The sequence below is a fragment of the Empedobacter sp. ULE_I140 genome, assembly GCF_053482575.1.
Map to the genome: position 1 here is coordinate 3,131,277 of NZ_JBQMTX010000001.1, position 13,139 is coordinate 3,144,415.

Consider the following 13,139-nt stretch of genomic DNA (forward strand, 5'->3'; position numbering starts at 1 on the left):
TTCTCTTAAAAATACAAAAGGAACTCGAATCGAGTTCCTTTTGTATTTCTTAATATCCCACTGCTTTGTCATCTCCTCTTGGATCTGCACCAGCTTGATATGTTCCGTTAGTGTTGACCAAAATTCCTTCCACACGCCCGTAAGGTTTACGTTCTTTCAATGTATAACCTTTTTGTTTTAACGATTCACGAACGTTTTCTGAAATTGCATTTGGCTCATAATCGATTTGGTCTGGCAACCATTGATGATGAAATCTTGGTGCTGCAACAGCTTCTTGCATCGTCATTCCGAAATCAACAACATTCAAGATGGCTTGAAAAACTGACGTTATAATTGTAGAGCCACCTGGCGTTCCCACAACCATAAACAATTTACCATCTTTCTCTAAAATAGAAGGCGTCATCGAACTTAACATTCTTTTCGAAGGTTCAATCGCATTAGCTTTTCCTCCAACTAAACCATATAAATTTGGTGTACCTGGTTTTACAGAAAAATCATCCATTTCATCATTCAACAAAAATCCTGCACCTTCTACTACAACCAAAGATCCATAGGAATTATTCAAAGTAGTCGTTACAGAAGCCGCATTTCCATCTTTGTCAACAATTACATAATGCGTTGTTTCCATTGACTCTTTACCAATTATTTCTCCCGCTTTAATTGCTGAACTTGGTGTTGCTTTATCAAACGAAAAATCTTTCATTCGATTTACATTATAACTTTTATCCAACAATTGTTTTTGCGGAACTTTTATAAAATCTGGATCACCTAAATGCTCTGCGCGATCAGCATAAACGCGACGCTCTGCTTCTACCATCACTTGAATTGTAGAATCTGCTTGAAATCCCCATTTGTTGATTGGATAATCTTCGATTGATTGAAATAACGAAACCAATGCAATTCCTCCACTTGAAGGCGGCGGCATCGAAATTACTTTAAGACCTTTATAATTTCCCGAAACTGGCGTTCTCCAAACCGATTGATATTGTTTTAAATCTTCGTGCGAAATAATTCCGTTTCCGCGTTTCATTTCTTTCACTATTAAATCAGCCGTTTTTCCTTCATAAAAACCAGCACGACCTTTTTGTTGAATTAATTTTAATGTATTTGCTAATTCTTTTTGAACCAACAAATCTCCTTCTTTCCAAGATGATTTAGACGTTAAAGCATTCGTTTTTGAATTATATTTTACAAAATCATTATGCTTATTTGTCAGTTCGCTCGCTTGTTGTTTTGTTATTTTAAATCCTTTTTGAGCTAAACTAATAGCCGGCTGAACTAATTCTTTCCAATTTAATTTCCCATATTTTTCGTGCGCTTTCACCATTCCATCTACAGTTCCAGGTACTCCTGCAGCAAATTGTCCATACAAACTAAGATCAGTAATTGCATTGCCATTTTTGTCCCAATACATATCTTCACTTGCTTTTAAAGGTGCTTTTTCACGATAATCTAACGCATCTGTTTTTCCTTTTGCATCACGATAAACCAAAAATCCACCGCCACCAATATTTCCTGCATTTGGATAAACAACCGCCAACGCAAACTGAACTGCAATAGCAGCATCAATCGCATTTCCACCTTTTTTCAGAATTTCAACTCCAACTTTTGAAGCTTCGGGATGAGCTGTTACAACAGCTCCATTTTTGTAAGATTCTTGCGCATTCAACTGAATAATCGCGAAGAATGAAACTATAATAAATGATATTTTTTTCATAAAATCGATTTAAACAAAATACCAAACCTTCATCAATTACGACAAAGATTTGGTAAAACATATAAACTATTTAAATTATAAACTTAATGATAAACGAGCGAAAGCAAAACGTCCTCCAGTTCCGAATTGTTGTCCAGTACGTGAATACACGAAATATCCTGCTCCTCTATTTCCTCCAATTTTCGTTTCATCAGGATAGATATCAAACAAATTATTTGCACCAATTGTTAACGAAATATTTTTGTTGAAAGCATAACCAAAACTCAAATCTGTTACAACTTTTCCGCTAAATGTTTGCGAATCTGCCACCGTATTTGTCGCTGCATCAACTTCTCCAAAATACACGTTTCTTAAGTAAACATTCCATTTATCCAATGAATAATTCAAGGATAAATTAATTTTTGTACGAGGTATAGCCGATTCTAAATAAATACGACTTGAACGATCAAAATAAGTAGACTCTTTTCCTTTCAATAAATCGGAAGCATGTACATCGCCTACAACATTTGTCTTGCTAAAAGTCGCCGATAAATCTCCACGTAATTTTCCTGCTCCCAAACGATCTTGATACGTCAAAACAACATCTATTCCTTTCGTTTCGGTATCAATTGCATTTGCGAAGAAACGAGCCGAAGTTGCATTTGCTTGTTGCAATAATTCGTAAATCTCTTTGTCTTGAGCTGATGCATTTGCTGCATTACTTCCTGTGAAAGATCCTGTGTAAATGATTCGGTCATCAATTCTAATGAAATATCCGTCAACACTCAATTTGAATTTTCCCCAATTTGCCGTAGCTCCAGCCGAAACTGATTTCGATTTTTCTTCGTTCAATTGTGGAATTCCTAATAATTTTGCAGCACGACTATCATTTGTAAAAGTTCCTGAATTAGAAATTGCTCCATCTAAGAATAAACTTGATGTTGCACTAAAATATAATTGATGTAAAGATGGCGCTCTAAATCCTGTACTTGCTGCGGCTCTCAACACATAGTTTCCTAATTTGTATCGAGTCGAAATTTTTCCATTTAATGTTGAACCAAAATCTGAATAATCTTCATAACGTAACGCAGCAGCCACTAAGAAATCTTTCGTAAAATTAAATTCAGTATCTAAATACGCCGCAACAGAATGACGATTTGCATTGACTTCATTCGCTGGTAAAAATCCTGGAAAAGCTTGCGCTCCACCTGCTAAAGCAGTACCATTTACAGCGAATAATGTATTGATATTTCCATTAAAATCTTGTACATAAATTGGCTTTCCATTTCCGTCTACACCAATTTGACGAACTTTACCATAATTCGCATAAGATGACTCTTCACCTCCTACAATTTGATAATTTTCATAACGAAATTCTGCACCAAAAGCGACATTAATTCCAGCTAAAACATCATCAAAAAAACGCGTAAAATCTAGGTTGGTTGTATTCTGCGTAAAACGATATCCACCAGCTTCAAAAGATGTTGGTGAAGATTCTTTCATCGATGCGTTAACTGTATTTTTTACTCCAAAATCGATGGTATTATTTCCGTATGTGTTCGAAAAATCAACTTTCCAACCGTTAATTTCACTACGAATTCCCGCTGCTAAAGAGCGATCGTAATTATTGGTTTGAATCAATGGTAAAAATCCATTTGGATAAATTGACGCAACAGTTTGATGCAACTGAGCAGGCTGACGACGAAAGGCTGCTGATTCTCCTAAACGATAATTTAATCCTCCAAATGCATAAATTTCGGTTTTATCTGAAACTGGGAAAAGTGAATTAATAAAAATCGCACCTCCTTCATTTTTTGATTGTCCAATACGCGAAACATAATCAGCACGCGTTTCTCCACGGCGGGCTAATTCCTCCTCTGTAATATCTTTTCCAGTTGGATTTGGATATAAATCTGGTCGATTATAATCTGAAAAAATTGTTCCTGTAAATTCTTTTTGACGATTGAATGGTTGACGCTTGTCGTAAGAACCTGCAACATTTACAAATCCTCCTTTTTCTCCAACTTTTACACCATAATTCACATTCGCTTGAAAAGTTTCGCCATCAAAATTATCTTCTGCATTTTTCGAAAGATTTCCTCCATACGAAATTGACGCGCGTAGTTTATCTGTCGAATCTTCCAAGACAATATTAATCACACCTGCAATCGCATCAGAACCATATTGAGCCGCGGCTCCATCTCGAAGAATTTCAATTCGTTTAATCGCAGAAGTAGGAATTGCATTCAAATCTGTACCAACAGAACCTTTACCAAACGACCCATTAATATTAACCAATGATGTTGTATGACGACGCTTTCCGTTAATTAAAACTAATACTTGATCTGGTCCTAAACCACGCAAAGAAGCAGGATCTATATGATCTGTTCCGTCAGAAATAACTTGCGTATTCGAACTAAAAGATGGCGCAACATAATTTAAGATTTGATTCAACGAAACTTGTCCTACATCTTTTGTAACCTCTTTTATATCTATCACATCAACTGGGGTTGAAGAGTCTAATTGTGTACGTCCCACTGCGCGCGAACCAATTAAAACAACTTCGCTAAGATCAGTCTCTGAATTGATTGATTGTAAAAAGAAATCTAAAGAAACTTCATTTTCATCAAGCACATTAATCGTTTGCGTCGTAGTTGGCTCACCTATTTTTGAAACAATAATTTCATACTTCCCTGGTTCTAACGTTAGTTGATATAAACCATCTGCATCTGTTATCGTCGTGATATTTGTTCCTTTTACATTAACCGTTGCTTGATCGATTGGTCCATTTACATCTTCAACCGTACCTGTGACTTTAGTTTGAGCGAATAAAAATGTTCCACCGAAAAGAGCAGTTAGAAAAAATATTTTTTTGAGTGAGTATAATTTCTTGTTCATATTTACAATTTTAAAAGTCTAGCAAATTTATAGACTTTATAGAATATAAAACAACTCGTTTTTAAATAAAATAAAAGAAAACTTTAAATTAATATTAAATAGAGATTCTATTCTAAAAATAAGATTAATAATAGAATATAATTCTATATAACAAGTAGAGTATTGATTTTTATTAAATAAAATTTCATAAAAAAAGAGCTCAAAGTGAGCTCCTTTTAAAATATTTGTTGAGAAATAATTATTTCAATTTCTTTTTAACCTCTACAGTTTCGTAAGCTTCGATAATGTCACCTACTTGAATATCGTTGAAGTTTTTGATGTTAAGACCACATTCGTAACCTTTACTAACTTCTTTCACGTCATCTTTGAAACGTTTCAATGAAGCTAATTCACCATCGTGGATCACAACTCCGTCACGAATGATACGAATACTAGAGTTTCTGTAAACTTTACCGTCTAACACCATACATCCAGCAATAGTACCAACTTTCGTTACTTTGAATGTTTCACGTACCTCAATATTACCTGTTACTTGCTCTTTCAACTCTGGAGATAACATACCTTCCATCGCTTCTTTGATCTCTTCGATCGCAGCATAGATAATTGAGTAAGTTCTAATTTCAACTTCTTCTTTTTCTGCAATATCACGAGCAGATCCACCAGGACGAACATTAAATCCGATAATAATCGCATCTGAAGCAGAAGCTAATAATACGTCAGATTCTGTAATTTGTCCAACTCCTTTGTGTAAGATGTTAACAATAATTTCTTCTGTCGAAAGTTTTTGTAAAGAGTCTGTCAATGCTTCTACAGAACCATCCACGTCCCCTTTCAAGATAATATTCAACTCTTTGAAGTCTCCTAAAGCAATACGACGTCCAATCTCATCAAGCGTAATATGTTTTTGTGTACGAATAGTTTGCTCACGTTGTAATTGATCTCTACGAGTTGCAATTTGTTTCGCTTCGCGTTCATCTTCGTAAACTTTGAACTTATCACCTGCTGTTGGCGCACCCGCTAATCCTAATATTGTAACTGGTGTTGATGGTCCAGCAACTTTGATATTGTTCCCACGCTCATCTAACATTGCACGAACTTTACCATGGTGAGATCCTGCTAATACATAATCTCCGATGTGTAATGTACCTGTTTGTACGATAATTGTCGAAACATATCCACGTCCTTTGTCTAATGCAGCTTCTACAACTGTACCAGATGCTTTACGTTTTGGATTCGCTTTAAGGTCTAATACCTCAGCTTCTAATAATACTTTTTCTAATAAATCTTCTACTCCTAAACCAGATTTAGCCGAGATTTCTTGAGATTGGTAAGTACCACCCCAGTCTTCAACTAATAAGTTCATTTGAGCTAATTGCTCTTTTACTTTTTCTGGGTTAGCTGCTGGTTTATCAACTTTATTGATAGCGAATACCATTGGTACTCCAGCTGCTTGAGCATGAGAAATTGCTTCACGTGTTTGTGGCATGATTTGATCATCGGCCGCAATTACAATAATTGCAATATCCGTTACTTGAGCACCACGAGCACGCATCGCTGTAAAGGCCTCGTGACCTGGTGTATCTAAGAACGCTACACGCTTACCACTTGGCAATGTTACGTTATACGCACCAATGTGTTGTGTAATACCTCCAGACTCACCAGCAATTACGTTTGCTTTACGAATATAATCTAATAAAGATGTTTTACCATGGTCCACGTGTCCCATTACAGTTACGATTGGCGCACGAGTTACTAAATCTTCTTCGTTATCGATTTCTTCTTCTTCAGTTGAGATTTCTTCTTCAGCATTAGCAAATACTGCTTCGAATCCGAAATCATCTGCAACTAATTGAATTGTATCCGCTTCTAGACGTTGGTTCATGGTAACCATGATTCCCAATGACATACATGCAGAGATAACTTCTGTAACAGAAACATCCATTAAAGAAGCTAATTCGTTAACCGTTACAAATTCTGTTACATGTAAAGTTTTGTCCATGTCTATTGCTTCTTGCTCTTGCTCAGCAAACTCACGACGCTCTTTACGTTTGTCTCTTCTGTGTTTAGCCCCTTTAGATCCTTTTCCTTTATTAGTAAGTTTATCTAAAGTGTCTTTAATTTGTTTTTTAACATCTTCGTCAGAAAGTTCTACTTGAGGAACTCTTGGTCCACGGTTGTTTCCACCTCTAAAGTTTCCACCACCTTGACGATTACCACCTTGTCCACCTGGGCGATTACCTCCTTGTCCTTGACCTCCTTGACGGTTGTTATTATTTCCTCCTCCGTGGTTGTTATTACCACCTTGGCGGTTATTATTATTTCCTCCTCCGTGGTTGTTGTTACCACCTTGACGATTGTTATTGTTTCCTCCGTTTTCTCCAGCTTTTGCTACATCTTCTGGTTTAACGTTTTTCTGGATACGTTTGCGCTTTTTCTTGTCAGCAGCGTTATTAGCACCTTTTTGATTCCCTTTTTTATCGTCAGTTTTTTTCTTATCAAATTTAGATAAGTCAATCTTTGCACCTGTAAAATTAGGTCCATCTAATTTTGTGTAGACAGTTTCAATTTTTTGAGGTTCAACTGCTGCTACTTCTTCAATTTCTTCTTTCTTCACTTCAGGCTTCGCTTCCGTTTTTATTTCAGGCTTTTTAACCTCTTCCACCTTTTTAGGTTCTTCTTTCTTCACCTCTTTTTTAACTTCCGCCTTAGGTGCTTCCGCCTTTTTAGGTTCTGCTTGCTCTTTTTTAGGAGCTGGAGAATCTTGCTTTTTAGGTTTACCTGTATTATTTATTTTATCAAGATCAATAACTTTTATCACTTTCGGTCCTTTCGGTTCCTCTTTTGATTCAGTTTTAGGTTCAGCTTTTGGTGCTTCCTCTTTCTTGATTTCTTCTTTCTTCACCTCTTCTTTTACCGCAGTTTTTTCTACTTTGGCTTTAGGTTTCAAAGCATCTAAGTCTATTTTTCCAACAGTCTTTGGTCCTTCCAATTCAACTTTCGTCGTTTCAATGATTTCAGGTTTCTTTTCTACTGGTTTTTCAGTTGCAGCTTTTGCTTCAGCTTCTTTTTTCTCAGCGGCTTTGATATCTGAAATTTTGTTAATGACTACTTCACCGGAAGCTTGCTTTTGTTTAGCATCAGATCGGAACTCATTAACTAAAATATCGTAAGTTGGCACATCGATTTTAGAGTTCGGATTTTTCTCTACAGTTTTACCTTTCCCTTCTAAAAAGTCAACAGCTCTATCTATTGATATATTTAATTCTTTTAATACTTTACTTAATCTTATTGTTTCCGACATATGAAGCTAATCTCTTATTTTAATGTTTGCAAATGTATGAATTGTTTATGACTTGAGTATGAATTAATCTTCAAACTCTTCTTTTAAGACACGGATAACGTCTAAGATTGTCTCTTCTTCTAAATCCGTACGCTTGATTAAGTCATCAACATCTTGTTCTAAAATACTTTTGGCAGTATCTAGCCCGATAGCACTGAATGCTTCGATTACCCATGCATCGATTTCATCTGAGAATTCTGATAATTCTACGTCTTCGTCTTGGGCGCCTTCTCTGAAAATATCAATTTCCATTCCAACTAATTTAGAAGCTAAACGAACATTGTAACCTCCTTTACCAATTGCTTTCGAAACTTCGTCTGCATTTACGTAAACTAAGGCTTTGTTTTCTTCTTCATTAATTTCGATATTCGAAATTTTAGCTGGGCTTAAAGCGCGTTGAATAAACAAACTCATGTTGTTTGTGTAGTTGATTACATCGATATTCTCGTTACGTAATTCGCGTACAATTGAATGGATACGAGATCCTTTCATTCCAACACAAGCTCCTACTGGATCGATACGATCGTCGTAAGATTCTACTGCTACTTTTGCTTTATCTCCAGGGATACGAACTACATTTTTGATTGTAATTAATCCGTCTAAAATCTCTGGAATTTCTTGTTCAAATAATTTCTCTAAAAATTTTGGTGATGTTCTAGATAAAATAATTTGAGGTTTTGCTCCTCTCAATTTTACGTCATCTACAACAGCACGTAATGTATCTCCTTTTCTGAAAAAATCTGATGGTATTTGATTTTCTTTTGGTAAAATCATTTCGTTTTGTTCGTCATCCATTATAATCACTTGTTTGTGACGTACATAATGGATTTCTCCCGTAACTACTTCTCCGATTAAACCTTTAAATTTTTCGTATAAATTAGAATTATCATGCTCCATTACTTTAGACACCAATGTTTGGCGTAAAGTTAAAATTGCACGACGACCTAATGCTTCGATCGGAATTTTTTCCGATACTTCTTCACCTACTTCAAAATCTGGCTCAATTTTACGTGCTTCAGATAATTCGATATCTGTTGCGTCGTCTTCTGAAAAACCGTCTTCTACAACGATACGGTTGTGCCAAATCTCTAAGTCTCCTTTATCAGGATTTACAATAATATCAAAGTTATCATCTGTACCATATTTCTTTTTCAAAACACTTTTCAGGGTATCTTCTAAGATTGCCATAAGCGTAATACGGTCGATGTTCTTATCGTCTTTAAAATCTCCAAAAGATTCAATTAATGCAAGATTGTCCATTAAACTTTAATTTTTTTAAAAGGTGACTTTTATAATCGCTTTCTTGATGTCAGCGTAATTTATTTTTTCTTTATGTTCTACTGTAATTTTTCCTTTTCCAACAGGTTTTGGTTCGCGCGCTTCCCAAAAAATTGTAACACCTTCTTCATCGGCTTCTACAATTTCGCCTTCCATCACTTTGTCGCTTAATGTAGCTTCTAAAGTTCTTCCTACATTTTTGACAAATTGGCGTGACATGGTTAGGTTACTTCCTACACCAGGAGAGGAAACCTCTAATGCAAAATCACATTCTTCTCTATCAAGATTGTGCTCTACATATCGGCTTATTCTTACAATTTCTTCGACTGAAAGACCTTCGTCTCCATCTGCTAAAATTACAATTTTATCATCTGGAGTGATTTTCCAATCGATAAGAAACAATGACGGATTTTCCGCTATTGCTTCGTCTATCAGCTGTTTTACTTTATTTGAATCCATATACAACGAAAAAGAGAGCTATAACCAGCCCTCCTCCATTTATTCCTTTAAATTCTTTGCAAATATACATCATTTTTTTTTATTGACCTAATTTCAACCATTTAATCTGATTAATTCATCAGTTGATATACAAATATTCCGATAAAGATTAACGTTAATATAATGTCGTAACCTGTTGTTAAAATAAATCCTACAAAAGATCCGAAAGCAGATTTTAATGCAACTTTAGGCGAAGCCGCAGTAAAAACCAATTCGCCTAATAATGCTCCCAGAAAAGGACCTACGATAAACCCGATTGGTGGAAAAAATAATCCGATGATTAATCCTACAATAGATCCCCAAATCCCGTATTTGGTTCCACCTAATTTCTTGGTCATGTAAGCTGGTAATAAATAATCTAAAAGCGCACCTAATAACACAAAAAGTCCTGCAATAATTATCGTTCCCCAATTGTAACTACAATCACTACTGAATTTAAAAACCAATAATCCGACCAATGCCAAAGGTGCTCCTGGTAAAGCTGGCAAAACAGTTCCGACCAAACCAACAACCAATAAAATTCCACTAATAAGATTTAGTATACTATCGTTATCCATTATTTTAGTATTTTTAAAACTGTAACTTTGCACAAACAAATCTATTTAAACTCAATTAACAGCTTATGCAAGATAAATCTTTTTATGAAGAATTTTCTGATGGTGTAAAATTTTTTTTCAATCAATATTTCAAAATTGATTTATCCGAAAATCTTTTTACCTTTTTAGAAATTGTTACTTGGATAGCTATTCTTTTTGTGATAGATTTTGTGCTAAGAGTTATTATTCTTCCGCTTCTAAAAAAATTAAAGAATTTCACCGAAAACGATTGGTTGAAGTTTTTGTACAAAAACAAAGTCTTTCTTTCAGCTATTCATCTTGTTCCAATCAGTTTTGCATTAAGCATGAATGTTATTTTGTTCAAGAATGAAGGAAATATTTTTCATGTTGTTCAACGCATTACACAACTTATTTCATTAATCGTTTTTACGCAACTTATTTTCCGAGTTATCAATACAATTATTGATGTGTACAACGAAGAAAATAGTTATACAACAGTTGGAGTGCGAACTTTTGGGCAAATGTTGAAGTTTATTATCACATTTTTTGCGATTATTTCTGGAATAATGATTTTGTTTACGGTTGATAAAAATACAATTATTACCGTTCTCGGAGCTTTAACCGCAGCTGTTTTATTGATTTTTCGTGATGCAATTTTCGGATTTGTTTCTGGTTTGCAAATCTCCTATTCTAAAATTGTAAAAGTTGGCGATTGGATTACCGTTTCCAAAGGCGATATTGAAGGAATAGTAAAAGAAATTAACATCAATTTGGTGAAAATTGAGAAGTTTGATAAATCTATTGCAACGGTTCCTACTGTAGATTTGGTATCGTCTCAGGTAACCAATCATATGGCGATGTTGGCAACTGAAACACGTCAAATAAAACGTTCTGTTTCGTTTAATGTAAATTCGTTTCAGTTTTGTAACGAAGAAATGTTAAATCGTTTCGAAAATATTACTTTAATTCATCATTATATTCAACAAAAACGTCACGAAATCTCTATCTATAATCAAAACATTGAAAATTCTGATTTAGATATTAATGGTAAAAACTTAACCAATATTGGTATTTTTAGAATTTATGTTGAACATTATTTAAAAAGTTTAAAAACAGTTTCGCAAAATGATCCAATTATCGTAAAACAATTACCTGTTTCGCCGCTTGGAATGCCGTTAGAAATTGGTTGTTTTACAACTTCGGCAAGCAATTTGGAATTTGAAAGAATTCAGTCTGATATTTTCGATCATTTGTTAACAGCTTGTCGTAAATTTGACTTAGAAATTATGCAAAGCATTTCGCTTTCTGATATAAAAAAATTATAATATAAAATCATGACTAAATTAAGTGTTAATATAAATAAAATTGCTACAATTCGTAATGCGCGTGGTGGAAATACGCCAAATCTTGTAGAAGCGGCAATCAAAATTCAGGAATTCGGAGGACAAGGAATTACGATTCATCCGCGTCCAGACGAACGTCATATTCGTTACCAAGATGTCTACGATTTGAAACCTGTTGTAACAACTGAATTTAATATTGAAGGAAAACCGATTGATAGTTTTATGGAATTGGTTTTAAACTCAAAACCAGAACAAGTTACCTTGGTTCCTGATGCAGAAGATGCGATTACATCAAACGCTGGTTGGGATACAATCAAACATTTTGATTATTTAACAGATGTGATTAAAACGTTTAAAGATGCTGGAATCAGAACTTCTATTTTCTTAGATCCAAATCCTGCTTTAATTGAAAGTGCTGCGAAAACTGGTGCTAATCGAATCGAGTTGTACACAGAAGAATTTGCGACGCAATACGGTTTAGGAAATCTTGACGCAATTCTTCCTTATAAAGAAACGGCAAAATTAGCAATCGAAAATGGATTGGCTGTAAATGCTGGACACGATTTGAGTTTAGATAATATTGAATATTTTATTCGCGAAATTCCAACAATTGCAGAAGTTTCTATTGGTCACGCGTTAATTTCTGAAGCTCTATATTTAGGTTTAGAAAATACGATACAAGCGTATTTACGTAAAATTGAATTAGCAAATTTGTAGAAAATGGCAGAAATCTTACATAGCAAAATTGTCGGCTCTGGTGAAAAACATTTATTGGTTTTTCATGGATTGTTTGGACAATTGGATAATTGGAGCACATTAGGAAAACATTTTGGCGAATATTTTACAACACATTTGATTGATTTACGCAATCATGGACGTAGTTTTCATAGCGAAGATTCTTCTTTAGCAGCGATGGCACAAGATATCGTGAATTATATGGATGCAAATTCTATTGAAAAAGCACATTTGTTGGGACATTCGCTTGGCGGAAGAATTGTGATTGATTTTGCGATGATTCATCAAAATAGATTAGATCATTTGATTGTTGTGGATATGGCACCAAAAGCGTATCAACCTCATCATAATGCGATTTTCAAAGCGTTGAAATCTGTTAATTTTGATCAAGTTGAAACTCGAAAAGATGTAGAAACGACTTTGGAACAATATATTCCTGAAATTGGTGTGCGACAATTTTTGTTGAAAAACGTTTACCACGCCGATAATGGAAAATATGCTTTTCGATTCAATTTAGATGTTTTAGATAAATTTTACCAAGAAATGGTTGGTTCTGAATTGTTAAAAGGCAAATTTGATGGTCCAACTTTATTTTTGGGTGGTGCAAATTCAAATTACATTATGCCAGAAGATGAAATGATTATCAAGGAACGTTTTCCAAATGCGGAAATCAAGAAAATTGCAAATGCAGGACATTGGTTACATGCTGAAAATCCGAAAGATTTTACAGCAGAGGTTTTGAACTTTTTGTTGAATAAATAATTTAAAAAAGCGAGGCTCAAAATTTGAACCTC

9 protein-coding genes are annotated in these 13,139 nt (G+C 34.7%); 3 read left to right on the forward strand and 6 right to left on the reverse strand.

The genetic code is table 11. The features are described 5' to 3' along the window. Positions 1-49: 49 nt before the first annotated feature. From ggt to ACTS9J_RS15150, 6 genes are all read right to left on the reverse strand, one after another. Positions 50-1,717 carry a gamma-glutamyltransferase gene (ggt, locus tag ACTS9J_RS15125; protein ID WP_286495295.1) on the reverse strand — a complete coding sequence of 556 codons (1,668 nt, stop codon included), beginning with the start codon at positions 1,715-1,717 and terminating at the stop codon, positions 50-52. A 75-nt stretch (positions 1,718-1,792) separates the two neighbouring features. Further along, complete coding sequence (locus ACTS9J_RS15130) at positions 1,793-4,594, reverse strand: TonB-dependent receptor (RefSeq protein WP_286495296.1); 2,802 nt, start codon at positions 4,592-4,594, stop codon at positions 1,793-1,795. A gap of 238 nt (positions 4,595-4,832) precedes the next feature. Continuing rightward, a complete protein-coding gene (gene infB, locus ACTS9J_RS15135) occupies positions 4,833-7,895 on the reverse strand; it encodes a translation initiation factor IF-2 (RefSeq protein WP_286495297.1) in 3,063 nt (1,020 codons plus the stop codon). Between the two features lie 63 nt (positions 7,896-7,958). Then, positions 7,959-9,194 (reverse strand): transcription termination factor NusA, encoded by a 1,236-nt coding sequence (nusA, locus tag ACTS9J_RS15140; protein WP_114997920.1) that lies wholly within the window; start codon positions 9,192-9,194, stop codon positions 7,959-7,961. Between the two features lie 15 nt (positions 9,195-9,209). Further along, positions 9,210-9,671: a ribosome assembly cofactor RimP gene (gene rimP / locus ACTS9J_RS15145; protein ID WP_291096070.1), complete on the reverse strand. Its 462-nt coding sequence runs from the start codon at positions 9,669-9,671 to the stop codon at positions 9,210-9,212. Between the two features lie 110 nt (positions 9,672-9,781). Then, on the reverse strand, positions 9,782-10,267 hold the full coding sequence (locus ACTS9J_RS15150) for a DUF456 domain-containing protein (RefSeq protein ID WP_291078241.1): 486 nt from the start codon (positions 10,265-10,267) through the stop codon (positions 9,782-9,784). 65 nt (positions 10,268-10,332) lie between these two features. On the opposite strand from ACTS9J_RS15150, the gene ACTS9J_RS15155 reads away from it, so the two are divergent. Genes ACTS9J_RS15155 through ACTS9J_RS15165 form a run of 3 tightly spaced genes read left to right on the forward strand, consistent with a single transcriptional unit; the run spans position 10,333 to position 13,107 of the window. Next, on the forward strand, positions 10,333-11,592 hold the full coding sequence (locus ACTS9J_RS15155) for a mechanosensitive ion channel family protein (protein ID WP_448353428.1): 1,260 nt from the start codon (positions 10,333-10,335) through the stop codon (positions 11,590-11,592). A gap of 9 nt (positions 11,593-11,601) precedes the next feature. Beyond that, entirely contained in the window at positions 11,602-12,327 is a 726-nt protein-coding gene (locus ACTS9J_RS15160; RefSeq protein ID WP_291049654.1) for a pyridoxine 5'-phosphate synthase, read from the forward strand. 3 nt (positions 12,328-12,330) lie between these two features. Continuing rightward, on the forward strand, positions 12,331-13,107 hold the full coding sequence (locus ACTS9J_RS15165) for an alpha/beta fold hydrolase (protein ID WP_291051625.1): 777 nt from the start codon (positions 12,331-12,333) through the stop codon (positions 13,105-13,107). Positions 13,108-13,139: the final 32 nt, after the last annotated feature.